21 protein-coding genes and 1 tRNA gene are annotated in these 25,572 nt (G+C 44.3%); 6 read left to right on the top strand and 16 right to left on the bottom strand.

Features of this window, described 5'->3' with window-relative positions:
* Position 1 precedes the first annotated feature (1 nt).
* Genes ACKWCA_RS05140 through ACKWCA_RS05125 form a run of 4 tightly spaced genes read right to left on the bottom strand, consistent with a single transcriptional unit; the run spans position 2 to position 5,279 of the window.
* Positions 2–1,861, bottom strand: a complete 1,860-nt coding sequence (locus ACKWCA_RS05140) for a M1 family metallopeptidase (protein WP_413977068.1) — start codon at positions 1,859–1,861, stop codon at positions 2–4.
* A gap of 19 nt (positions 1,862–1,880) precedes the next feature.
* Positions 1,881–3,512 carry a S8 family peptidase gene (locus ACKWCA_RS05135; protein ID WP_413977067.1) on the bottom strand — a complete coding sequence of 544 codons (1,632 nt, stop codon included), beginning with the start codon at positions 3,510–3,512 and terminating at the stop codon, positions 1,881–1,883.
* A 17-nt stretch (positions 3,513–3,529) separates the two neighbouring features.
* A complete protein-coding gene (locus tag ACKWCA_RS05130) occupies positions 3,530–4,435 on the bottom strand; it encodes an SMP-30/gluconolactonase/LRE family protein (protein ID WP_413977066.1) in 906 nt (301 codons plus the stop codon).
* Positions 4,419–5,279 carry an MBL fold metallo-hydrolase gene (locus ACKWCA_RS05125; RefSeq protein ID WP_413977065.1) on the bottom strand — a complete coding sequence of 287 codons (861 nt, stop codon included), beginning with the start codon at positions 5,277–5,279 and terminating at the stop codon, positions 4,419–4,421. Before ACKWCA_RS05125 ends, ACKWCA_RS05130 begins: the two co-directional genes overlap by 17 nt.
* 109 nt (positions 5,280–5,388) lie before the next feature.
* On the opposite strand from ACKWCA_RS05125, the gene ACKWCA_RS05120 reads away from it, so the two are divergent.
* Both ACKWCA_RS05120 and ACKWCA_RS05115 read left to right on the top strand, forming a co-directional pair.
* The gene (locus ACKWCA_RS05120) at positions 5,389–7,593 is read left to right on the top strand and encodes an amino acid permease (protein WP_413977064.1); all 2,205 of its coding nucleotides are present in this window, start codon (positions 5,389–5,391) and stop codon (positions 7,591–7,593) included.
* A 107-nt stretch (positions 7,594–7,700) separates the two neighbouring features.
* Positions 7,701–9,545, top strand: coding sequence for a cation:proton antiporter (locus tag ACKWCA_RS05115; RefSeq protein WP_413977063.1), 1,845 nt, complete (start codon positions 7,701–7,703; stop codon positions 9,543–9,545).
* A 15-nt stretch (positions 9,546–9,560) separates the two neighbouring features.
* Here the strand turns inward: ACKWCA_RS05115 and ACKWCA_RS05110 are convergent, their stop codons facing one another.
* The 10 genes from ACKWCA_RS05110 to ACKWCA_RS05065 all read right to left on the bottom strand — a co-directional run bounded on the left by ACKWCA_RS05110 (position 9,561) and on the right by ACKWCA_RS05065 (position 20,849).
* On the bottom strand, positions 9,561–9,794 hold the full coding sequence (locus ACKWCA_RS05110; protein ID WP_413977062.1) for a GTP-binding protein LepA: 234 nt from the start codon (positions 9,792–9,794) through the stop codon (positions 9,561–9,563).
* 129 nt (positions 9,795–9,923) lie between these two features.
* On the bottom strand, positions 9,924–11,720 hold the full coding sequence (gene lepA / locus ACKWCA_RS05105; RefSeq protein ID WP_413977061.1) for a translation elongation factor 4: 1,797 nt from the start codon (positions 11,718–11,720) through the stop codon (positions 9,924–9,926).
* Positions 11,721–11,818: 98 nt separating this feature from the next.
* Positions 11,819–12,025: a hypothetical protein gene (locus ACKWCA_RS05100; RefSeq protein WP_413977060.1), complete on the bottom strand. Its 207-nt coding sequence runs from the start codon at positions 12,023–12,025 to the stop codon at positions 11,819–11,821.
* Positions 12,026–12,046: 21 nt separating this feature from the next.
* Positions 12,047–12,247, bottom strand: a complete 201-nt coding sequence (locus ACKWCA_RS05095) for a hypothetical protein (RefSeq protein WP_413977059.1) — start codon at positions 12,245–12,247, stop codon at positions 12,047–12,049.
* A gap of 91 nt (positions 12,248–12,338) precedes the next feature.
* Positions 12,339–12,530 carry a hypothetical protein gene (locus ACKWCA_RS05090; RefSeq protein WP_413977058.1) on the bottom strand — a complete coding sequence of 64 codons (192 nt, stop codon included), beginning with the start codon at positions 12,528–12,530 and terminating at the stop codon, positions 12,339–12,341.
* On the bottom strand, positions 12,530–13,921 hold the full coding sequence (locus ACKWCA_RS05085) for a radical SAM protein (RefSeq protein WP_413977057.1): 1,392 nt from the start codon (positions 13,919–13,921) through the stop codon (positions 12,530–12,532). The genes ACKWCA_RS05090 and ACKWCA_RS05085 overlap by 1 nt, the downstream gene beginning before the upstream one ends.
* The gene (locus tag ACKWCA_RS05080) at positions 13,893–14,666 is read right to left on the bottom strand and encodes a prolipoprotein diacylglyceryl transferase (RefSeq protein WP_413977056.1); all 774 of its coding nucleotides are present in this window, start codon (positions 14,664–14,666) and stop codon (positions 13,893–13,895) included. Before ACKWCA_RS05080 ends, ACKWCA_RS05085 begins: the two co-directional genes overlap by 29 nt.
* 96 nt (positions 14,667–14,762) lie before the next feature.
* Entirely contained in the window at positions 14,763–15,920 is a 1,158-nt protein-coding gene (locus ACKWCA_RS05075) for a hypothetical protein (RefSeq protein WP_413977055.1), read from the bottom strand.
* A 169-nt stretch (positions 15,921–16,089) separates the two neighbouring features.
* Complete coding sequence (locus ACKWCA_RS05070) at positions 16,090–17,571, bottom strand: DUF1501 domain-containing protein (RefSeq protein ID WP_413977054.1); 1,482 nt, start codon at positions 17,569–17,571, stop codon at positions 16,090–16,092.
* 5 nt (positions 17,572–17,576) lie between these two features.
* Positions 17,577–20,849, bottom strand: a complete 3,273-nt coding sequence (locus ACKWCA_RS05065; RefSeq protein WP_413977053.1) for a DUF1553 domain-containing protein — start codon at positions 20,847–20,849, stop codon at positions 17,577–17,579.
* A gap of 241 nt (positions 20,850–21,090) precedes the next feature.
* Here ACKWCA_RS05065 and dusB point away from each other — a divergent pair, with 241 nt between their 5' ends.
* Positions 21,091–22,095 (top strand): tRNA dihydrouridine synthase DusB, encoded by a 1,005-nt coding sequence (gene dusB / locus ACKWCA_RS05060; RefSeq protein WP_413977052.1) that lies wholly within the window; start codon positions 21,091–21,093, stop codon positions 22,093–22,095.
* A gap of 50 nt (positions 22,096–22,145) precedes the next feature.
* Here the strand turns inward: dusB and ACKWCA_RS05055 are convergent, their stop codons facing one another.
* Both ACKWCA_RS05055 and rbfA read right to left on the bottom strand, forming a co-directional pair.
* Positions 22,146–23,345, bottom strand: a complete 1,200-nt coding sequence (locus ACKWCA_RS05055; protein ID WP_413977051.1) for an ABC transporter permease — start codon at positions 23,343–23,345, stop codon at positions 22,146–22,148.
* A gap of 1 nt (position 23,346) precedes the next feature.
* Positions 23,347–23,739, bottom strand: coding sequence for a 30S ribosome-binding factor RbfA (gene rbfA, locus ACKWCA_RS05050; RefSeq protein ID WP_413977050.1), 393 nt, complete (start codon positions 23,737–23,739; stop codon positions 23,347–23,349).
* 51 nt (positions 23,740–23,790) lie between these two features.
* Here rbfA and mce point away from each other — a divergent pair, with 51 nt between their 5' ends.
* The 3 genes from mce (at position 23,791) to ACKWCA_RS05035 (ending at position 25,506) form a co-directional block, all read left to right on the top strand.
* Positions 23,791–24,195 carry a methylmalonyl-CoA epimerase gene (gene mce / locus ACKWCA_RS05045; RefSeq protein WP_413977049.1) on the top strand — a complete coding sequence of 135 codons (405 nt, stop codon included), beginning with the start codon at positions 23,791–23,793 and terminating at the stop codon, positions 24,193–24,195.
* Between the two features lie 56 nt (positions 24,196–24,251).
* Positions 24,252–24,325, top strand: a tRNA-Ile gene (locus ACKWCA_RS05040).
* 530 nt (positions 24,326–24,855) lie between these two features.
* Positions 24,856–25,506, top strand: a complete 651-nt coding sequence (locus ACKWCA_RS05035) for a hypothetical protein (RefSeq protein WP_413977048.1) — start codon at positions 24,856–24,858, stop codon at positions 25,504–25,506.
* The last annotated feature ends 66 nt before the right edge of the window (positions 25,507–25,572 follow it).

Genomic DNA, 25,572 nt, shown 5'->3' with positions numbered 1-25,572 from the left:
GCTAGTCTTTAGGCATTTCTTTTGGTTGCCACGTATTGTTTTCCTGATTCACGTCGGCCATGAGTTGCGAAGGGTCGATCATAATACCCTTGATGTCTTCTATCGGACGGTCAATCTGAAACCCGTAAGACGGATTGGCCCATGGCCAATCGTCTAAAACCGTCCTTTTTAAATTCGGATACGGATTGTCCTTCTCACCGCGCATCATACGTAGCGGAGCATAGAAGGTTTCTTTTGTGCCATCCTCGTATACGACCAAAACATCTATGGGCATGGGCATCAGGCCTATGCGTTCTAAAGTAATCTTGGTTTTGTCACCAGCCGCGTTCACTGTTTTGATTCCATAGTCGATTGTATTTGTCGTTTGGGTCCAATCCGTTAAATACCAGTCCAATTCCATTCCAGAGACTTTTTCAGCAGTTCGCTTGACGTCATTCGGTACCGGATGCTTGAATTTAAAATCATCATAGTACTTGGCAATGGTCTCCATAAGCTTGTCTTGACCTATCACATATCCTAATTGTGACAAAAATAGCGCCCCTTTACTGTAGGCTGAAATACCATATGGGGTGTTTGAATCGTAGCGATCGGCATGCGTCGTTTGCGGTTGCTCCTTCCCTGAATTCACTAGGTAGTAATAGCTGTTATAGGAGTTCTCAAAAGGATTGTCTTTGTTCTGTTCCCGTATTTCGTTACTACAAAGTGCCGAGATAAAAGAAGTGAACCCCTCGTCCATCCATTCGTGTTTGGCCTCATTGGTCGCCAATACATGCTGAAACCAAGAATGCGCCAATTCGTGGATCATGGTGCCAATAACACTACCGGGTTTGTCTCCACCAGTAATCAGGGTCGCCATGGCATACTCCATTCCACCATCCCCACCTTGAATGACCGAGTATTGTTGATACGGGTATTCGCCGATGTTTTTATTGAAAAAATTCATGGCCTTTTCCGTCAAAGGTTGAACGGCTTTCCAGGTTTCCGCGAATTTGGGATCGTTCTTGTATAAAAAATGTAGGGTAGGTCCATTTTCCATTTGCAAAGTGTCGTGTACATACTCTGGATCCGCGGCCCACATAAAGTCGTGTACCATAGGTGCTTTGAAATGCCAGGTCAGGGTTTTCCCTTTCGGCTTTTTGACCTTGGAACCGACTGTTTCATAACCATGGCCTATTTCTTGGGGGTTCTGCAGATACCCCGTTCCTCCAACGATGTAATCCTTGTCGATGGTCAACTTGACATCAAAATCTCCCCAAACACCATGAAATTCCCGGGCAATGTACGGATGGGCGTGCCACCCTTCAAAGTCATACTCGGCCAGTTTCGGATACCATTGGCTCATCGAGAGCGCTACCCCGTCTTTATTGTTTCGTCCAGACCGACGAATTTGAACGGGCACCTGCCCTTTGAATTCCATATCGAAGGTAGTTTTTGCCCCTGAGGCAAGCGGTTTAGCCAAATCGACCACTAGAACCGTACCTTCCTCGGTATACGTCACGTTCACTCCATCTTGTTTCAAGGAAGTAGGATGTAAATAGCCGATTTCACTTTCGGTCAAGTCGGCGATTCTACTCGATTTATCTTCCTTGGTCATCCGGCCATCGGGATCCGCAATGTTTTGTAAACGGATATCCATTTCACTGCCCGGTTGAAAGGCGTTGAAATACAAATGATAATATACCCTGGTCAATTCATCTGGGGAATTATTGGTATACACCAATTTTTGAGTACCCGTATATTGAAAGTTTTCGACATTCATGTCAACTACCATAGTATAGTCGACATGTTGTTGCCAATAGGGGGTGTTTTGGGCTATCCCAAATGATGATGCAAGAAGTACAAGGACGGGAAGTATTTTCATAGCAAGCGTTTGTAAAATATTAGATTTTGATTTTTCCGGCAGATACTCTTCCGGCCATAATGAGAGCGTTGTAGGCATTCGCGATTTTTCCTGAGGTGGAGATATCGGCAAGCGTTGCCGAATTGCCTTGTTCACCGCCTAAAATGACCTTTGCCTTTATCGACAAACCAGATTCCATAATGATTCGCTTCACCTGGGAAGCCGACAACTTTGGATACTGTGAACGAATTAACGCCGCAATACCGGCAACACCCGGAGCCGCCATAGAGGTGCCTGGTGAGTATTCGTAAGTGTTTTTCGGATAGGTAGAATAAATATCGGTACCTGGAGCAAAAACATCCACATTGCTTTTACCATAGTTGGAGTAATCGGCCAATAAGCTTGAGCCATAGTTGGGGTCAAGTGCCCCGACAGTTATGACATTATCCGCTATCTCAGGCCCGTTGTTTATCTGATCGTTGGGAAAGTTCGGATTACTTGGGTCATCGAGATCGGCCCCGTCGTTACCGGCCGCATGAACGAACAGCACGTCTTTTGAAGCGGCATATTTGATAGCATCGTAAACCCAATCGGCATTGGGCGAAAAGCCCTTGCCGAAACTTCCATTGATGATTTTAGCACCGTTGTCAACCGCATATCGGATGCCAAGGGCGATATCTTTGTCATATTCATCGCCATTGGGTACCGCACGGATGCTCATGATCTTCACATTGTTGGCGACCCCATTGGCACCTTTACCATTATTGCGTTCAGCTGCGATGATTCCGGCGACATGGGTTCCATGACTTTCATCCATACCGGTGCTTTGCGGGTTTCCATTGCCGTAATCACGATCGTTGAAATCATAAGGGTCATCTCCTACGACTTCCCTACCATTAAAGCTAGCGTTGTAGTTGTAATTCGCTTGATCTGAAAAGTATTTGATGCCATCGCTCAATTCTTCGATAACTTCCGGAATAGTGTCCTTAAAGGTGTACATCTGCATCAAGACGTTGATGTGTTGCTTCATGTTCTCATCTTCGGTCTTAATTCCCGAAACATCTTTTTTGGTATATGCTTTCTTGCCCAATTGTTTTTGAACGGCAGCATCGGCACTGTTGACCGCTTGAAGGATCTGTTCGTACTGTTGTTTGTTTTGAACCGCTTTGTTATAGCCCTCGTCCACCTTGGCTTTGGCTTTTGCCTGCGTAGCCGCATCACCTATTTTAAGGCGAACGATGCGCGCTGCCTCCAACTGCTCATTATAGGAATCACCGAGAAAATTCCACCCGTGAATGTCATCGACGTAGCCATTGTTGTCATTGTCTTTACCGTCGCCCGCTTTTTCTCCTTTGTTGGTCCAAAGAACATCATCGAGATCCTCATGTTTTAAATCGATGCCCGAATCGAGCACGGCAACGATGACGGTTTTCCCCTTTTTGTTGCCAATGATTTCTTTATAGGCCTTGTCAACGCTCATTCCGGGAATGGTATCGTTTACGAGATCCAAATGTCCCCAATTCTTTTTTTCAGCTTCGGTGAGGTCACTGACCTTGAGCGGAGTCGTATCGATATTTTCAATGGGAGTAGTGACCAAGGTTGTCGCACCACAAGCTGTGAACAGCGCTGCTGCGGACAGTCCGAAAAAAGTTTTAAAAATTGATCGTGTCATTATTCGTATTATTTGCGTTAGTGTATTCTTTTATACTGTGCACCGGCATAATCCGCCCTGAATGATTCAAAACAACCGCGATCGGCCATTGTCACGTAACAGGTCTTGCCATTTGCGCCTCCAAATGCAATATTCGAGGGCTTCTTACCTTTCAGCTGTACTTCTTTTATCAGCACTGCTTCCGGGGATACAATGGCTATGGTACCCTTGTCATATCGTGTAATGTAGAGATTACCCTTTTCGTCGCACCGCATGCCATCCATTCCAAAGTCTGCAAAAGTAAGAAATTTGGTTTTGTTTGCGATTTTTCCTTCGGCTGTGATATCATACTTCCAAACGATACGTTGAACGGATTCATTGACATATAGATGCCGTCCGTCAGGACTTACTTCAATACCATTGGTGGTTCCCATACCCTCTTCTAGAAGCACAATTTGCCGCGTTGCGTCTACCATCCATAGACGACCGGTGTTTTCAACCCAATTGGGATCACTGAGATAGATGGTGCCATTTGGTGAAATAGCCAGATCATTGGGTTGGCTCATGTCAGACCGATGTGCCCAAACTGAAACCTTTGCAGTCCCTTTTTTGACCTGAAATACATTGTGACCTGTATAATCCGCGATAAACATATTTCCTTCCGTATCAAAACGAATGCCATTGCCGATACTTTTACCGGGTAATTTTACGAAAACCGAAGCTTCTCCGTCTGGAGTGACCTTGCCGATGGTTCCATTTTCGGCAAAATTTACGGCGTAAAGATTTCCCTCCTGATCAACGGCAGGCCCTTCGATACCTCCTGTGAATGCGTTTTCTTCAGTAAAATCTACGCTTTGAAGTTGTTGAGAGGTACACAAAGATACTTGAAAAAGAAATAAAATACCGAAAGGTATGGTAAATGAAGATTTAAGCAAAGCGTTCATTAAATGGTAGCGTTTCTTTAAGGCGTACGCCTTTTTCCGTTTCGCGCAAGGTACAAATTTCATGGTGCGCATCATGTTCGAAAAACAATACGTAGTTATTCTGAACGGCCTTGTCCATAAAAGCTCCTTTTTCCGATAACGTCAATAGCGGGCGCGTATCATAGCCCATTACATATGGTACTGGAATATGCCCTACGGTCGGGATCAAATCGGCCGTAAAGACCAAGGTGGTATTTTGATACCGAATATGGGGTATCATTTGTTTTTCGGTATGACCATCGACAAAGAGGATATCGAAACCTAGTTCGGAGTTTTCAACAAAGGAGTCTTCACCCCTCGAAACGAACTTGAGCTGTCCGCTTTCTTTCATGGGCCATAGATTTTCCTTTAAGAAAGAAGCTTTTTCTCGAACATTCGGGTTTACGGCCCAATTCCAGTGACGTTCATCCGTCCAAAACAATGCATTCTTAAAGGCGGGTTCGAAACCCGTACGGTCGTGGTTCCATTGTATGCTTCCCCCGCAGTGATCAAAATGCAAATGGGTCATGAACACATCGGTGATATCATCTCTATGAAATCCTATTTTTTTGAGCGAGTCATCTATAGTGTGATCGCCCCAACGGTCATAATACCCAAAGAACTTATCACTTTGTTTGTTGCCCATGCCCGTATCGATTAAGATCAGACGGTCGCCATCTTCTATTAAAAGACTACGGGCCGCAATATCGATGCGGTTATTCGCATCCGCTGGATTCGTTCTTTGCCAAATGACCTTAGGCACCACGCCGAACATGGCGCCGCCGTCAAGTTTAAAGTTGCCGGTTTCTACAGGGTAAAGTTTCATCGTACGCAAAATACTAAAACAAGAATGAAACCCTCCGAAATTAATAAAATATCGCAACGGGCTAATTCTATGAAAAAGCCTATTTTTATCCTCCAACCAAATTTAGGATTTGAAAAAACTAGAACGCAGCCTAACACTTACCTCGGTCATTGCCATAAGTATTGGGGGCATGTTAGGTAGTGGAATTTTCGTGTTGCCGGGTATTGCCGCGGCAAAGACCGGATCCTCGCTTTGGTTGGCCTATCTATTGGCCGCGGTGTGTATCTTGCCCGCTGCACTTTCAAAATCGGAATTGGCTACGGCAATGCCTTCTTCAGGCGGAACCTATGTTTACATTGAACGAGCCTTTGGCCCTCTTTTCGGAACGATTGCAGGTATAGGACTCTGGTTGTCCCTACTTTTTAAAAGCGCTTTCGCACTTGTCGGTTTTGGGGCGTATTTGTCCATTTTGGTCAATATCGCTCCTGGCTTGACCAAGTATATCGCGTTGCTCTTTCTGTCCATTATTTTGTTTTTGAACATCATGGGAGTGAAAAAAGTTGGAAAAGTACAGGTCATCATCGTGACCATCAGCCTATTGACACTCGCCTTTATTTTGATTTTCGGATTACCGAGAACTTCACCCGACCTATTGGAACCTTTTTTATTGGAAGGTCAAATGGGCCTGTTTGCCACGGTGGCTTTTGTGTATATCTCCTATGCGGGTGTTACCAAAGTCGCGGCAATCGCGGGCGAAATCAAAAACCCGAGCAAGAATTTGCCACGGGCCATGATTCTGTCTTTACTCATTATGACTTCCATTTACGTGTCCGTTGCCTTTGTCTTGGTCGGCAACATTCCTCTGGAATCGCTGGGTACCGATATCAAGCCCATTTACACCATCGCCGATATATTAGGCGGTGAATATGTGGGTTATGCCGCGGCCATGGTCGGAATCATCACGCTGATGTCCATGGCGAACTCAGGTGTTTTGGCCTCGTCGCGTTTTCCTTTCGCGATGGCGATAGATAAGTTGCTGCCGTCTTTCATGGCGAAGATCCATTCGAAATACTTGACCCCAGTCGTGACCATAGTAATGACGTGTATCGCAATGGCCTTGGTCATTCTATTTCTCGATGTTGAAAAGATCGCGAAATTAGCGAGCGCCTTTATGGTCATGATGTTCATGTTGGTCAACGCTTGTGTTATTGTCTTGAGGGAGACTGCGGCCCAATGGTATAATCCACCATATCGGTCGCCGTTCTATCCTTTTGTTCAACTCTTCGGAATCGGCACCGGAATAGCCTTGTTGGTATTCTTGGGTCTAGGCCCTTTTTTGGCCATTTTAGGCATTTTTGTATTCGGTTTTCTAATCTATCTCAAATTTGGAAAAAATGCCACACGTACCGGGATTTTAAGAAAATACGGGCATCGCCCCGCCCTATACTTGTTCTACAAGCGAAAAAAGCGCGAGCAGCTGGCCTATCGTAAAAACCAACCTATCGCCGAACAGAACCTAGACGGGCAACTGGTCTCCGATGCTGGGGTGGTCGTTCCCCTTTTAGGAAATGAGAAATCTGCCGAAATGTTGGTTGAAATAGCTGCCGCAATCAACAAACGGGATAAAATTCAGGCAGTCAATATTACCGAGGTACCGAACCAAACCTTTTTGGATGCCTTTGAGGAAGAGGAAAATCCTCAGGTGACCTCTTTAGATCGCCGTATCACTAGTCTGGCGGCTTCCAAGAATATTTCAATTGATTTTGAAGCCGTAGTGACCCATGAAATTTCGGATACCATTCATGAACTTAGCGATCAAACGCATTGTGACTGGCTTGTTATGGGTTGGAACGGAAGGGCACACAGTGGTATTTTGGTGAGCAATCCCGTAGGTTGGTTGCTTACGCATATCAATTCTGATTTCGCCCTTTTTAAAGATAATGGGGTGCGGTACATCAGTAAGGTTTTATTGGCGTTACGCCCAGGCAGAAAAGACAAGAACTTCATCGCGGTAGCCGATAGGATCTGCACATTTTATGGGGCTACCTTGACCTTGCTCCATGTTGTGCCGGAAAGCACCTCTTCAGAGACCATTCATGAAATGGAGCAAAAATCGGAAACCTTACTCAGTAAAGTGGAAACCCAAAGTATGGTCTTTGTACAAAAGAACGACGATTCCATTGGCGCAATCTCCAAGGCGTCGGCCAGTTTTGATTTGTTGATATTGGGAACACCCCAGAAAGACAATTGGATCAGTGTGTTGTTTGGCACTGGCAAAGACAAGTTTACGGAGAAATCCGCCTGCTCCGTACTTCGTCTGACTATGCGGGATTAATCTTGCCCAAGGTCAAATTTGCTTGGGAAAATAACTTTTGGAAAATCACATCTTCTTAAAAAATTACTCCTTCGAAATTCACTATTTTTGCCAAAACCCAAATAGGAATGCTCGAACTGGCCGGAATTATCATTTTAGGTATCATTGCCCAATGGGTCGCCTGGCGTTTCAAATTACCTGCCATTTTACCATTGATTCTTATCGGGTTGCTTGTCGGGCCAATTGCTACACTTTACACCGAAAACGGGCAAAAGCTCATCGAGCCGATATGGGATGGTCAAAAAGGGCTATTCCCTGGCGATGGGCTCTATTATTTTGTCTCCCTTGCCATTAGTATCATTCTTTTTGAAGGCGGCTTGACCCTAAAACGTTCCGAAATTCGTAACGTGGGACCCGTAATCACCAAGCTGATTACCTTGGGCAGTATCGTTACTTTTTTTGGCGCGGCCATCGCAGCACACTATATCTTCGGATTGAACTGGCAGATATCATTTTTGTTTTCCGCCTTGATTATCGTTACAGGACCCACGGTAATCACTCCTATTTTACGGAATATTCCCCTAAAGAAAGACGTTTCCGCCGTTTTAAAATGGGAAGGTATTCTCATTGACCCCATTGGGGCCTTGGCCGCGGTATTGGTATTTGAATTTATCAGTGTTGGTGAGGGTCAAGGGTATACCCAAACCGCATTGATAGAGTTTGGTAAGATTCTCTTGTTCGGTTTCACCTTTGGTTTCACCTTTGCCCATGCATTGGCATTTGCCATAAAAAAGAATTTTATTCCGCACTATTTGCTAAACGTGGTATCGCTATCCGTGGTGCTTCTGGTTTTTGTGGAATCGGATATTTTCGCCCATGAATCAGGGCTATTGGCAGTCGTAGTCATGGGAATGGTTATGGGGAATATGGATTTGCCCAACATCAAAGAACTGCTCTACTTTAAGGAATCGCTGAGCGTACTTCTGATCTCGATTCTTTTTATTCTTTTAGCGGCCAATATCAATATCTCCGACATGGAGCTTATCGCGAACTGGAAGACACTCGCGCTTTTCGCTACCGTGGTGTTTGTGATACGGCCCTTGGGGGTATTTTTGAGTTCCTCAGGTTCAAATCTAACATTGAAGGAGAAACTATTTATAGGATGGGTGGGTCCTAGAGGTATCGTGGCAGCGGGTATTGCCTCTCTTTTTGGATCGAAACTCATATCAAAAGGAGAACCCGGCGCGGAGTATATCACGCCCTTGGTTTTCATGATCGTATTGGGTACGGTGCTTTTGAATGCCACAACGGCTCGGGTATTCGCAAAGATGGTAGGCGTGTTCTTGACCAAATCAGAGGGAATATTGATTATCGGGGCCTCGAAAGTTTCCCGTTTGATCGGTAGTTATTTACAAAAAAACAATCGCCATGTAGTTTTGGTCGATAACAATCGAACCAATATTGAAAAGGCTCAAAAACTGGGGTTGGAAGCATTTAATGCCAATATCTATTCCGATTCGCTTTCCGATAATATTGAATTGAACGATGTAGGGTATCTGATGTCGCTGACCGGAAATGCCGACATCAATAATTTTGCGATAGCCAAGTTTAAAGATCAGTTCGGTGAGAACGGGTCTTTCCGGTTGGTCACTCCTGATGAAATGAACGATCCCGAGAACAATCCTAAAGAAGGGCTGTTTTCCCATACCGACGATTTTATAAAGTTGATGGAGGCCGCTAGAAAAAACCCTGCCATGCATGAAATCGCACTGAAAGATCAAGAGCATTATGAAGGGCTAATTGAAATCACCAAGGCCGATGAAGACATTATCCCCATATTTGTCAAAACCTTGGATGGTGATCTTAAGATTATTTCTTCCTATAGCAAGGAGTTTACCGATATTCAAGAAGGGTATGAGTTGGTATATCTAGGAAAACCCTTTGAAGTTCTCGAACCTAGTACGACCCCTTAAAAATAGAATTACGGATTATCCTTTGAACGGCATGGTTTTCCATATAGTGATGGCCACGTCATCTTCAGGAACGGGATAGTGATTTCCGGCGACCAGACGATAAAAGAGCAATGACGATTCCCTTTTGATTTTATCGATAAGCAATCGCTCGTCTATTTCGCCGCTTTCTTGGCGCCATGTAAAAATGGAATTTTGTTCGATTTGTATCAGGCGGTGTTTTGCCGTAAACTGTGCAATGTAGGTGGTCATTTTGGTAGGAGACGGAATTTTGAAATTATATATCGTCTCAAAATAGGAAAATCAATTCCATTAGCATAAAAAATGTAGGAAAAAACCAGTTTCCCGTTGCGAACTAGTGTTAAAACCGATGTGTGAAAATTAATCGTTCAACTTCAACACGGCCATAAATGCTTCCTGCGGAACTTCGACATTACCCACTTGTCTCATACGTTTCTTACCCTTTTTTTGCTTCTCCAAGAGCTTGCGCTTACGTGAAATATCACCTCCATAACATTTGGCGGTCACATCTTTTCGCAGGGCTTTAGTAGTTTCCCGAGAGATAATTTTGGCACCTATAGCCGCTTGGATCGGAATATCGAATTGTTGCCGAGGGATCAGCTCCTTCAGTTTTTCGCACATTTTTTTGCCGATATTAGTGGCGTTATCCGCGTGAATCAAGGCCGATAAGGCATCCACGGGCTGGGCGTTCAGTAGGATATCGACACGCACCAATTTAGATTTTCGCATACCGATAGGGGCATAGTCAAAAGAGGCGTACCCTTTCGATACCGTTTTGAGTCGATCGTAAAAGTCAAAGACGATTTCTGCCAAAGGCATATCGAAATTCAATTCTACGCGTTCCGTAGTCAAATAGGTCTGATTCGTGATCTGCCCTCTTTTTTCGATACACAATGACATGACGTTACCTACAAAATCGGATTTGGTGATAATCGTCGCTTTGATGTACGGCTCTTCTACCCGATCAATACTAGAAGGGTCGGGCAAATCGGTAGGATTGTTTACGATTAAGGGCGTTTCTGGATCCTTGCGAGTAAAGGCATGATAACTTACGTTAGGCACCGTAGTAATAACGGTCATGTTGAATTCGCGTTCCAGACGCTCTTGAATGATCTCCATGTGTAGCATTCCCAAAAAGCCACAACGAAAACCGAAACCAAGTGCTGCACTACTTTCCGGAGTGAATACCAAAGAGGCGTCATTTAATTGCAGTTTCTCCATCGAGGAACGCAATTCTTCAAAATCCTCGGTATCCACTGGGTAAATACCGGCAAAAACCATAGGTTTCACATCTTCGAAACCGGCAATGGCATTTTGGGTCGGATTGGCCGCATCCGTGATGGTATCACCCACCTTTACCTCGCGGGCATCCTTGATTCCCGTTATTAAATAGCCAACGTCACCAGCCTTGATACTTTGCTTGATTTGCTGTGTGAGTTTCAGGGTACCTACCTCATCGGCAAAGTAATCTTTGTCCGTCGCTACGAACTTGATCTTTTGTCCTTTTTTAATTTCCCCATTAATCACCCGAAAGTAGGTTTCAACCCCGCGAAAAGGGTTGTAAACCGAATCAAAAACCAAGGCTTGCAAGGGTTCATCCGGATTACCTTCCGGAGCAGGGATCCTTTCGATTATTGCGGTAAGAATATCCTCGATTCCGATACCTGTTTTGGCACTGGCCGGGATGACTTCCTCGGCATCACAGCCCAAAAGATCCACAATATCATCGGTAACTTCTTCCGGATTGGCACTAGGTAGATCGACCTTGTTCAATACGGGTATGATCTCAAGGTCGTTCTCGAGGGCCAGGTATAGATTTGAGATGGTCTGAGCCTGTATACTTTGGGCCGCATCGACCACCAAAAGCGCCCCTTCACAGGCCGCAATTGACCGGGATACTTCATAAGAAAAATCCACATGCCCCGGTGTGTCTATCAGGTTCAGCACATATTCTTGACCTTTGTAACTATATTCCATTTGAATGGCGTGACTTTTAATGGTGATACCACGTTCACGCTCAAGGTCCATATTATCAAGTAACTGCTCCTTCTTTTCACGGTCGGTTACTGCCCCCGTAAAGTCCAATAATCGATCCGCCAAGGTACTCTTACCATGATCGATATGGGCAATAATGCAGAAATTTCGGATATGCTTCATAAATTCTATTCCTCCTTTAGCGCTGCAAAGATAGCGCAAAATATGAAGGTGCCCATTAAATGGAGGGTGAAGTAAGTTAGGGGCACCTTAGATGGGGCTCAATACCCGGTAAGCATGGTGCCGCATATGCCCAAACTGACCAGTAGATAAATACCGGCCAATATATAAAAAACCTTTGCAGCTTTTTTGTTCGACCTTCGGACCAAAAGACCAATGCCCAATAGTAAAAGGGCAGGTCCGAACATGACCAGTACGATCAAGAATACAAGTCCGTCTAAATTTCCAACTTCCAAGGGGAGTATCATAGGGTTGAGTTTAAAGTGATGTTAGGCCCCGAATCCGCAGGCACCTATAGCTATTATAAATAGGCAACTAGCGATAATGAACAAGACCTTTGCTGCCTTCTTTTGTTTCGCGATCAACAGGATTACGGCGATGACCAAAAATAAAGCTGCCGGAAAGAAAAGAAAAAATCCGATTGCCGCTAAATCACTGATATAAATTTCTAGAGGTAGGGTCGATTTCATAAGATTCGATGTATTCGATAATCGAGATGTACCAGCTTGGACGCTAAGGCGGATGTGCTCAATTTGTTTTCTTTCAATGCTGCGAGGCAGTTCACTTTGTATCCAGACTGAAATTGGCCAACATGATGCCGCAAATCCCAAAGGAGATCAATAGATAGACACCCATGAGAATGAGAAACAACTTGCCTTTTTTAGCATCTCTTTGAGCAAAGAAGACAATGGCCAAAATCAAAAAAATAACGGGAGGCCCTAGCATTAATACGATAAGCACCAATAACCCCATTACACTTCTGCTTTTAATTCGTTCAATCGCGCTATCTTATCATCGCGATAGAATAGATTCATGGTCTCGAACGGAATAATTTTATAATCTTTATTTACAATGTGCACACATGATTTTTTGACGGCACGCACATCAAAATTATGGGCATCGATGAATTGCATGATGATGATTCTGAAGAGGTTGTCATAGCCCAGTTCGGGCGCATCGATTTCTGGAAGACAACACAAGATACTCTTTAAATTCTCAGAAGCTTTTTCCACCGAATTTCCGGTACTGAAGAGGTCGATCATCTTACCGTGCAACTGCTCGTCTTGCTCATAGATAATGGTATTTTTCCCTTCGTTCAGTAGGTCGTCCGGGTTGATGTATCGCGTCAGTGGGCTTACGTCATCCCCTAACTTCAGGGCATAGGCCATGACCAACGCATCAGGATTACAGGGTACGGGAATCAGATCGTCACTCTCAAAGATCGGCGATTGTTCCAATATTTTTCGGCGTACCTCGGTCAGGGTAATCCGGTTTTCGTCGACTTCGAAATTTTCTAGGCGACCTGCAATTTGTGTGGGCTGGAAGGTAACACCACGAATACACTTTTGCTTCAGGGCAAAGTCGATGGTCTGGCCCATTTCATGATCGTTCAATCCCTTTTGTAGGGTGACTACCAAGGTCGTCGATAAGTTGAGTTTGTTGAGGTTTTCGATCGCTTTGAGCCGAACCTCCGCTAAGTCGGCCCCACGTAAGGTCTGCAACACCTGATTATCCAAGGAATCGAATTGCAGATAAATTTCAAAGTCTGGGGCGTAGGTCGCTAAGCGTTCCGCAAAGGCAAAATCCTTAGCGATTTTGATGCCATTGGTATTGACCATCAAATGCCGTATGGGCAGCGTTTTGGCATAGTCTAAAATATCAAAGAAATCAGGGTGAATGGTCGGCTCACCACCACTGAGCTGCACCACGTCGGGTTCCCCTTCGTTTTTTACGATCGCATCGAGCATTTTTTTGATTTCGTCAAGGGTCCTGTGTCTTCCATAGGTGGGTGATGACCCCGCATAACAGGTCGGGCAAGTCAGATTGCAACGATCGGTCACTTCGACCACGGTCAAACAAGAATGTTGCTCGTGATCCGGACAAAGGCCACAATCATAGGGGCAGCCATAGTGTGTTTTGGTATTGAAGGTCTTGGGGTATTCCGATTTTTTGTTATAGTTACGAATATTCTTGTAGTACTCGATATCATCGGCAATGAGCACTTTACTTCTCCCGTGTTCCTTGCACTGTTTCAAGAGATACACCTTGTCGTTTTCAAAGATGATCTTAGCATCGACCCGGCGAAGGCAATCCGGGCATAAGCTTAATGTAAAATCATAATAGGTGTAGTTTCTTTCCGGCATAGAGCATTCCTTGAAAAATGGTTTTAGAATAGTAGCTAAAACAAATTAAGCATAATATTTGGATGCTGCTCAGACCGAGAACGAAAAAGGTATTCGGTTTGAGAAACTCGATGCAAAACCGGAATCCGAAATAGGCGATCATAAAAACTTTAAAGGAAGTTCCGGGCTGGGGAGGCTCGGATAGTTTTTGTATTCTTCCGATGGCGATGAAGAGTACGGTCAAGAAGACCAATTCATAGAGTGCAATGGGGTGTCGAAGTAGGCCGTCACCTAAATTCATACCCAAGAACGAATCGGTTTCTTTACCATAAGTGAATTCCTTGACGCCGGCTAAAAAACAACCGATACGTCCGATAGCGATTCCAACGATAATGGGAAGGGTGAACAGGTCTCCGGAAGATTGTTTTTCACCAATGATCTTTTTCGCTAGTTCAACGCCTAGAAGGCCTCCGAATAGTCCGCCCATAATGGTCTTGTTGTTCAATAAAACCAACCACCCCTGTTGCAGATGCAATGGTGGATTTTCAAAGAAAGCGACCAATCTGGAAAGAAACAACGCCCCGAAAATTGCCCCGATAATGATGGACAATCGATTGTTCGACGAGATGGTATCAGAACTCTTCTTACGAAGCACCACATAGTACCGAAAAGCAATGAAAAACGCCAGATACTCCAGTATCAGGTGCATGTTCAATTTTATACCGAACAGTATGGGTTCAAAAGGTAAGGAAAAAGATAACGGCATGGGCAGCTCAACTTTATTAGGGACTTCCGATGATATTCAGAAAATGAATGTACTAAACCACTAGTTGAAGTACAAAGATTCTTATGCCATAAAATCCTATTGAGTACAATTTCCTTGAATAATTTCTTGTGGGGTTGGATTAAACAGGTTAGACTCTATTTCAACTTTGGATAAATCCTCAGTAGACTCAAGAAGAGGTTTAATAGCACAGAAATCGGCTAAGGATGAATTCAGTTTTAAGTTGAATCGAGATCCAAAATCCTTCAGATTGTTCAGCCCATCCAAAGTACTTAGCTTGTCGTGAGCTGTAACGCCCATTATAAACCCTACTGATTCAAGGTTTGCTAAGTGTTCTAATGTTTCTAGAGTAGCATTGTTATGTATACCTAAATCGGATAATACCTGCTTTAAGTTCTCAAGTCCCTTAAGGCTTTTGAGTGCATTGTTTTCCGAAATTTGAAGTGTTTTCAAGATGGTAATTTTCTCAAGACCCTCTAAAGAAGTGATGAGCTCATTTCGTCTTATTTCGATTTCAGAACCTACAGTTTCTAAATTTTTGAAATTATCAATTGAAATTAACTTCAGATTATGTGCAATCCAAAACTTATCGCCAATCGATTTAAGTTTTTGGAGTCCGTTTATTACTTCTAATTCATAATGATTAAATATTTCAAAGTCTCCACCAACCGTTTCTATATTCTTAAACCCATCAATTGATTTTAGTCCCTGATTTGCCAATATGATCAAATTTCCCCCAACCTTTTCAAGGTTGTCAAAATCAGATAGGTTCTCTAATCCATCATTGCCCTTAATCTCTAGCGACAGAACCTCAATAATATTATTTAAGGCGCTAAGGGATGTCAGTGCGTCGTTGTCGCTCAAAATCACCAGGTCCAATCGGCCACTGATATTTTCCAATCCGTTAAGAGAAGTCAAATTTTCACAATCCAATATAAATAAATCCTTAACGGATTTAAGTGTGTTCAAACCGGATAGGTCCTTGATATCGGTACCTTCTATTCTAAGAGTTTCTGAAATGCCAGTATATTCGGATTCCCCGAACTTATCTACCTCAAGTTGTGTTGTTAGTTTTACCGACCCCTCGAATATATTTTCAACTACAACTTCTTCTATTACAACTTCTTCTATTACAACTTCTTCTATTTGTTCAATCTCAGGAATAGAGGAATCCTCGCTTTTGGAACAGCTAGATAAGAAAAACATGGACAAAAAGAGTAAATAGGTATTTTTCATCTTACTCGTTCTTTTGAAAAAAGAAATTGAAGGCAAGATACGTAATGATTAGGCAGAAATTCCTAATAAGGTTTAAAAGTATGGACGGGAAATCAATTATTAGTTGGGGATTAAGAAAGGGTCTGCAGTGCGTATTTTTAAAATGTTCAGTGTTATTTGTCATTGCTACTTAAGCCAGAATATCCTTCACCACATGACCATGAACGTCGGTCAGGCGGTAGCGGCGGCCTTGGTGCTTAAAAGTGAATCTTTCGTGATCAATACCCAATAGATGCAGCATGGTTGCTTGAAAATCATGTACATGTACCGGGTTTTCAATAATGTTATATCCAAAATCGTCGGTTTTGCCATAGACTTGACCTCCTTTGATTCCGGCACCTGCCATCCAGGTGCTGTAGCACCTTGGATGGTGATCCCTTCCATAATTTTCTTGGGTCAATTTTCCTTGAGAGAAACTGGTACGGCCAAACTCTCCTCCCCAGATGACCAAAGTATCTTCCAATAAACCTCTTTGTTTGAGGTCTTTTACGAGGGCTGCCGATGCTTGATCGGTAGATTTGGCCAAGCGTACGATTTCCCGGGGAAGATTGCCATGTTGATCCCAACCCATATGATAGAGCTGAATGCAATTCACGTCACGTTCCGCCAAGCGGCGAGCCATTAGGCAGTTATATGCGTAGGTGCCGGGAATACGGGCATCTTGACCATAGAGGTCAAACACATGTTCTGGTTCCTTTGATAGATCGGCGATGTCGGGCACACTGGTTTGCATGCGATAGGCCATTTCATATTGGCTGATCTTGGAATCGATTTCAGTATCGCCCCAGACCTTTTTTTGCTCCGCCTCCAGTTCGGCCAAATAGTCCAACTCCCTTCTTCTACTTTTACGGTCGATTCCTGGCGGATTCCCTAAATAGAGCACCGGATCGGCTCCGGAACGAAACTGTACCCCCTGATGATGCGAGGGTAAAAAGCCGCTATTCCAGGCTTGCATGTTCAGGCTTTGGGCATCGTCTTTCCCCTGCGAAAGTAGCACTACAAACGAGGGCAGGTTTTTGTTTGAACTCCCAAGCCCATAGCTCATCCACGACCCGATGCACGGCCGGCCCGTTTGTTGGGATCCGGTCTGCATAAAAATCACAGCAGGCTCGTGGTTAATCGCTTCCGTATGCATTGAATTGATCATGCAGATATCCTCCGCAATCTCCGAAGTGTAAGGCATTAGCGAACTGTAGTAACCACCGGTAGTCGCATGTTGCTTGAAATTGAACTTAGACCCCACTAGGGGAAAGCTCGACTGGGCCGCCAACATACCCGATACCCGTTGTCCGTTTCTTACGGAATCGGGAATCTCTTCACCCCAACGTTTGATCAGTTCGGGCTTATAATCGAAGAGCTCTAATTGGCTCGGCCCTCCACTTTGAAATAAATAGATCACTCGTTTTGCTTTCGGCGTGTGATGCAATCGCGGGAGAGCCCCTCCTCCATTTGAAAATGGTAATTGGGCGGTCTTTGACTTTTGAGCACTCATAATATCAGGAAAAAGCAGACTGCCCAAGGCCAGACTACCCAGTCCGCGGCTAGTGGTCTTTAGAAATTCTCGACGATTCTGAAAATACTGTGCCTGTTTGATTTCTTTTTCGTAATCCATCATCCTTAGTTTTTATAATAGGCTTCGGTAGAATTCAATACCGTGTTCGCCACTCTGGCCAAAGCTGCGACGGTGTTCACCGGTAGGTCGGAGTTCGTTTGCTGAGCTCCAATCGCCAAAAACTTTCTGGCTTCCAATGGAGCGTTTGTGAAATAATCCTTTTCCTCTTGATACTGTCGAAGCAATATTTGCTGTTCTTTTTTCGTAGGGTGACGACCGGTAAGCGACATAAAAATGCGGTCTATGGCCATGGAAAGCTTGTTATCGCTTGTCCTCCAAGTCTTTTCGGAAAGCACCCGACACGCCTCGATGACTTGCGGACTGTTCAACAAGACCATGGCCTGCAACGGCGTGTTGCTTCGTTGTCGTTGTACCTGGCATTCACTTCGATTTGAAGCATCGAAGACCAACATGGCTGGGACAGGAACATTGCGTTTCCAAAACGTATATAAGCTTCGACGGTAGAGCCCCTTTTCATAATCGACCTCGTAATCGGGAAAAAAGGGGTGACTGATGGTCTCGCTCCACAATCCTTCGGGCTGGTAAGGAAATACCGATTTCCCCCCAACTACGGAATCGAGTAGGCCGCTCGCGGCCAATACATTGTCACGGACCATTTCTGCGGATCTTCGATAGCGGGGACTCCGGGCCAATAATACATTATCGGGATCAATATCTTTCAGGTCTTCACGCACCACCGAAGACTGTCTATAGGTTGCTGAGGTCACCATTTGTCGAAGCAGGCGTTTTACGTTCCATCCATTTTCAATAAAATCGACCGCTAGCCAATCCAATAGTTCCGGATGGCTGGGTAGTGCTCCTTGATTGCCAAAATCACCATTTGTTTTTACCAGACCTCTACCGAACATCAAATACCACAACTGATTGACTGCGACCCTGGCCGTGAGCGGATGATCTTCATGTATGAGCCATTTTCCTAGGCCGTAGCGGTTGCGGGGCAGTTCTTCGGGCCATGGAAGAATACGTTCCGGGACATCTTTAGACACCTGTTTGCTAGGGGCATCGTAAACACCTCGATCTAAAATAAAAGTAGGTCGTTCGCGGTCCAAATCGCCCATGACCATAATTTCCTGAACGGTATCTATCGTTTGCAACTCGCGTTTTTGCAGTACCTGCAGCTCTTTTCTTTCCGTCTCCAATTCTTGATCTAGGTGCAGGGCAAAAAACTCCTTGGCGCTTTTCGATTTGCTACTCACAGCTTCCTCAAAGGAACGGACCCCCTGTGTTTTATCATACAAATAGTTGGCCACCAGTTCGCCTGCTTCCCGATTCATCACTTGAAAATCATCAATATATCCTCCGTCAAAGTGTTGATCATAATGACTGGCTCCTAAGATAAGCCCTTGATAATGCATGTATACCGTAGCCCTCTTATCTTCATACGGTTTTGCGGAACGGTACAGATGGTCTCTGATGGTATCCACCGCGATACGCTTTCCGTTTTCGAATATTTTCATTCCGGCCGCCTTACTCGAGCCATCATAGGTCCAAACGTAATGATGCCATTCGTTTAAGGGCAGCTCTTTTTTTAGGCGAATATCGATGGACTGATAAGGATGGGCATGATTGAGGCGAAAGGAAAGTTTAGCACTATCGAGCACGACTTCCCAGCCGCGATACCCTTGAATACGACCATTTCCATTGTAGAACACCCGCGCTTCATCGAATTGTTTCGGGGTCTTGATCCAAAAACTGACCGTAAAAGGATCCATTCGCTCGAAGCTTATGCGGCTGCCGTCGGCAATCAATTGTCCTTCTTGGTATTGTAAGGCCTGCCCTTTTTTTCCAGGTACAAAGGCGTGACCATAATACCGTGCATCTTTTGAACCCTTGGCACCGTCTTTACTGGTTCCATTGGCCGAGTGTTCAAAATCCAACGCCACCATAGTGGCTTCATCGACTACCTTTTCGAGGGTTTTTCTACTGGGCTTTTCAGCGATCCAGTCTAGGGCCAGTGGTTCGTTTGCTTTGCGCTTTTCTATAATTCCAGACGATTTTTGTTGCACCTCTCGCTGAAGAAACTTATAGATGTCAGCTACGTTTTCATCACTGGGCACGGGCATCACAGGGCCTGCGTTCATGGCGAGTTCGTTCGGGATATCATTGCCATTTTCTACGGCATTGTAGGCAAAGATGGCATCTCCGCGCTCTACAGTGCTATTGAAAAAACTGAAAAGCTCAAAATAATCTTGTTGCGAAATAGGGTCATACTTGTGGTCGTGACATCGGGCACAGGCCACGGTCAACCCTAGAAATGCCGTCCCGACCGTGTTGGTACGATCCGCGACATACTCTACCCGGAACTCCTCAGGAATGACTCCACCTTCCGAGTTTTGTTTGTGCAGCCGATTGAAGGCTGTAGCAAGACGTTGTTCGGCGCGGGCCCCGGGAAGTTGATCACCACCGACCTGCCAAAGAATAAAATCGTCATAGGGAAGGTTTTCGTTATAGGCCTTGATGACCCAATCTCGGTAGGGCCAAAACTCATGGTGAAAATCATCGAGATAGCCTTCGCTATCCGCAAAACGGGCCACGTCAAGCCAGTGTGCGGCCATGCGCTCGCCATAGGCAGGAAGCGCCAGCAGACTATCGACCAATTTTTCGTAATAATCGGGGCGTTGATCGGCCATTAATCGGTCAATATCCGCAAGGGAAGGTGGGAGTCCGATAAGGTCAAAATAAAGCCTTCGGATCAACACCTCTTTACGTGACTCGGGAGAAGGCGCAATCGTATGGGCGTCCAATTTTGCGGCGATAAACCTGTCGATTTCATTTTTGCCCCAGTCCTTACCATTTATGGGAACTTCTTTTTTTTCGGGTTTGGCAAAAGCCCAGTGCCTTTTGTATTCCCCTCCTTGCTCTATCCATTTAGAAATATAGGCGATTTCCAAGGGGCTTAACGACAAGTTCGATTCAGGGGGCGGCATGACGAGCTCTGGATCGGAAGTGACCATGCGGTGGTAAACCTCGCTCTTTCGTAAGCTACCGGGCTTGATGGCAAACCCGTTTCCCGATTTGAGGGGGGCAAAGGCCGAATCGGCAATGTCTAATCGAAGACTTGCCTTCTGATGCTGTTTGTCAGGACCGTGGCAGGCAAAGCAACGATCTGAAAGAATAGGTTTGATGTGGTAGTTAAAATCAATGACCTCAGGTAGTTGGGCTTCCACAACTAGTACTTCCTTTGGCTTGTCTACCCCACAACTCACGAACCATAGTGTCATGAACAAGGCGAAGGGCAGTCTGTTTCTTTTCCACATAGCTTTCCGGTCGCTTCTACATCTTATTTTTCGCTTGATTGAATTTCACTCAAAGCGGAATCCCCATAAATATAAGGATTCTAGGCAGTATTTGGAATGGCCCGGTTGTTAAACTGCTCAGACGGCACCTACAGGGCTTGGCGAATTGAAAAAAAGCCACAAGTCCAATAGCAATAGGGAATTCAAGGATTTTCAGACATTTTTGCTTAAATTTGCCCCCCGAAAAAGTACTAAAGGAAAAATGCCCAAAATAGGAGATATACAACTTCCGGAATTCCCCTTGTTGCTCGCACCCATGGAAGATGTAAGCGATCCTCCCTTTCGCGCTTTGTGCAAAGAGCAGGGGGCCGACGTAGTGTATACGGAGTTCATCTCTTCGGAAGGACTCATCCGCGATGCGGCCAAAAGCGTTATGAAACTTGATATTTATGAAAAAGAGCGTCCGGTAGGGATTCAGATTTTCGGTGCGAATTTAGACTCCATGCTCCGTTCGGTAGAAATCGTTGAGGCCTCCAAACCCGATATCATCGATATCAATTTTGGTTGTCCGGTAAAAAAGGTGGTTTCCAAAGGCGCCGGCGCCGGAATCTTAAAAGATATTGATCTAATGGTCTCCTTGACCAAGGCCATGGTAAACCACACCAAATTACCCGTCACCGTGAAAACCCGTTTGGGATGGGACGATGATTCTATTAAAATCGTTGAAGTGGCCGAGCGATTACAAGATGTCGGTTGCCAAGCCATAGCCATTCATGGGCGTACACGGGCCCAGATGTATAAGGGCCATGCGAATTGGATACCTATAGCCGAGGTAAAGAACAACCCGCGAATGCACATTCCCGTTTTTGGAAATGGGGATGTCGATTCTCCGGAAGCGGCCATGAAAATGCGCGATGAATTTGGTCTTGATGGGGCGATGATCGGCCGTGCCAGTATCGGCTATCCGTGGTTTTTCAAAGAGGTGAAGCACTTCTTTGAAACGGGAATGCATGCCGCCCCACCAACGATGTCGGAACGTGTTGAAGCTGCCAGGCGCCATCTGCAAATGGCCATTGATTGGAAAGGGGAAAAATTGGGGGTTTTCGAAACACGTCGACACTACACCAATTATTTTAAAGGAATTCCCGACTTCAAACCCTATCGAATGAAAATGGTGACCAGTGATGATTCGTTCGATGTGTTCGCCGCTTTTGATGAGGTGCTCGAGAAGTTTGGGGATTACGAATTTGAACTCCGCGCCTCCTAGCTTGGAAAGGAGAACCGAGCGCTTCTTTTATCTGATTAAAACCGTAATTTCTAGGCGGCTAAAAGCTTCTGATTGATACGACTACTAGCGATTTTAGAAGCGATGACACCTAAAACAATGATTGTACCCAGTACAATCAGTACATTCTGTAATTGATATTCCACCGGATAGTCGATACTTCCGATTTTGACCCAGCCAAAAGCCAATTGGGAACCAATAAGGATAGACCCTAACAGCACCCCAATAAGGCCACCGAAAGTAGTGACCAATACCCCTTGCACAAAGTAAATACGGCGCAATTCCCTTAAAGTAGCTCCTAAACTAAAGAGGGTTTTGGAGTTTTCCTGTTTATCAAGGATCATCATGATAATGGCACCGACCACGTTAAAGAGGGCGATAATCAACACCAGGGTAAAAATGAGGTAAGCGGCAATGTTCTCGGTATTCAACATGCGATAGAGGTTGCTGTTGAGTTCTTGTCTATTTTTTAATAGGATGTCATCTCCCAGAATAGTACCTATAGCTTCCCGAACGGAATTCTCGTCGCTATCGGGCTTCATTTTAAAACTGATTCCTGAGACCTGGGTACTGTCTTTTTCCAACAGTGCTTGTGCCAGGCCCAAGTCTAAAAAGACATACATATCGTCTAAAGAAGCCTCAACCGAATAGACTCCACTGATTTGCAAGGGTAGTACATTGTACATATCGGTAGTAGTCGAGCCCTGTACCAAAGAACCCGTACCCGGTTTTAAGGCTAGGACCTTAACCGGCTTTCGATCGATGGCCAACCCCAATGTCCGCATGATACCATTGCCCGCAACACCTTGTTGATAATCCGTACTCCAAGAGCCCCAATAGACCGTACTGTCCACTCCGGTGGTTACGGTATAGTTTGAATCGACCCCTTTGATATTCGCGATGTCCATTTTTTTATCGAAGGACAGCACTACCTTTTCCTCGATTTCCTTTGAATAAGAAGCAAGGCCGGCGATATTCGCCAAACGTTCTTCTTGTTCCGGAGTAATTGAAAATACCTTTCCGATGGCCGGTTGTGCCTTCAGGTCGGGATCGAAAGCGTTGGTAAAGGAAAGACTGAAGGTCTTTAGCCCCGCAAAGCCCGATAGCACGAGAAACAAGGCTGCCGAACCGATGACAATAACCAAGAAGGTGATAAAGTTGATGATATTTACGGCATTCTGGCTACTTCTTGAGCGCACATATCGCTTCGCTATGTATAACGGAAAGTTCAACCTATGACTTTTTGCGCTTCTCCAATAAATCAGGATTCTTTACCGGGTTCTCTTCGCCCTTTAACGACTGCTCAATACCCTCGATATAGTCCAATGAGTCATATAGATAGAATAGCAGCTCTGGCACCCGACGCAATTGATTTCGGGTACGTTGTGCCAATTCATGTTTAATGAGGGGTGTATTTGATTGGATCCCCTCAAGAAGTTCCTGAGCTTGCTTTCCAGGGAAAATACTGATATAGATTTTTGCGATGGAAAGATCTGAGGTAACGGACACCTTTGACACCGAAATCAACGTTCCCGTTAAGCCACCATCAATGGCGGCACGCTGTAAAATATCAACGATATCCATTTGAATAACGGTGGCTATCTTTTTCTGACGTTGTGTTTCCATAGGGCAAAAATACGTACAATATTGTGTATTTTAGGGGTTTAAACGAAGATAGTGGACAAAATAGAGCACATCGGAATTGCGGTGAAAGACCTAGAGGCTTCGAACGTCTTGTTCGAAAAACTACTGGGCACTCCGCATTACAAAATCGAGGCGGTCGCCTCGGAAGGGGTACGCACCTCTTTTTTCCAATCCGGACCCAACAAAATCGAATTGCTGGAAGCCCTGAACGAGGAAAGCCCGATTGCCAAATTTTTGGAGAAGAAAGGCGAGGGGGTGCACCATATCGCTTTTTCCGTGACCGATATAAAAGCCGAAATCAAACGCTTGCAATCGGAGGGGTTTGTCGTATTGAACGAAGAACCCAAACGGGGTGCAGACAATAAGTGGGTCGCTTTTTTACACCCCAAATCTTCGAATGGGGTGTTGGTCGAGCTTTGTCAAGAAATAGAAGACTAGCGGTTGAAATACTTTGCAATCTTTAAAAATAGCTGTAATATTGCAGTCCGATTTTTGGTCCTATAGCTCAGTTGGTTAGAGCATCTGACTCATAATCAGAGGGTCCCTGGTTCGAGCCCAGGTGGGACCACATCAATGTCAATAAGCCCTTCAAGAAATTGAGGGGTTTCTTGTTTTCTTTGGCAGTACAACATCTGAACAACAAATTTTTCAATTCAAATTCTGCGGTTGTTTTTTAAGGAAAGTAGTTAAACAAAACTTTGTTTGACAAATGGTTTGGCTCTACTTTGTGCCACAGAGATTTAAGAATTCTCCCGTAAAAGGTGAATTAATGAGACTACTTCAAGCCCACAACGGTATTATAGCCAAAACCGTTGGCAGCTATTTTTTGATAGTTCCCTAAAACGAACTTTTTTTGCGATTTTTGGGTAATGTAAAGTTATCACGTTACAAATATTTGTAAACGAATATTAACCGTTTACAATAACCTATTCTCCCTAATGCTCGGATAATTGAGATTATTTATAACTTATGGCTAAAATAGATATAAGAGTACCTAGGTACTCTTAGCCAATTGTTACCACACATTTACTTCAACTTATCGAGAAAAGAATTAACATTCAGATTCTGGCACTATACTTGTGCCAATAGTATAAACAATTGAAGGAGTTGCAAAACATTTACTACATACTTATTCTTTTCTATTTCCAGCAAAATATTTACTCACAAAAAGAAGTTGTCGGAAAGGTTGAAATCTATAAGTCAGTTGAAAACGAATGGAAAATTTTGGAATCCTCTTCTGATGGGACAATTGAGAACTTGACCAACAAGGAGCATCAAATTAAGGTTCAGGATGAATATAATACAACTGACTTCAAAACTGATTCTTCTGGACTTTTTAAAATCAGAACCACATTAAACGATTCCATCCGAATTACGGTAAATGACCACTCACCTATTCTCAATGGAGAATTTCATTTTGACCTTAACGAAATTCGAGACACTTTAAAACTTCGAATATCTGATAAAAAATTAGCTGTTTACCGAGATTCTATTTTAGAACCTAATTTTTTCAGTAGTTTCAATGAACAACAAGCAGAAACAAATTTCAACAATGGAAAGCGTGAACTTCTTGGTATTGCTGTATGTTGGCCATCAGAGGAGTCAGCAAAAAGAAGAAAACAAATAGAGGCTGAATACGGAGTAAAGTACAGGTACTATTTTGACCCAACTCGTGAAAAAATTAGAATTATGTTCCGATATAATCAAGTAATAAAAAAACTAATCGGAATAAATAAAAACGTGTGGTAACAAAGCCTATAATTAATCCGGACTTCGGGTTTTACGCCAAGGTCTGTGTATATTTATGAGGTCGCA

Source organism: Maribacter corallii, assembly GCF_047345415.1.
Lineage (GTDB): Bacteria > Bacteroidota > Bacteroidia > Flavobacteriales > Flavobacteriaceae > Maribacter_C.
The sequence above is the reverse complement of the archived record's forward strand: the minus strand, read 5'-3'. Positions and strand labels throughout refer to the sequence as shown.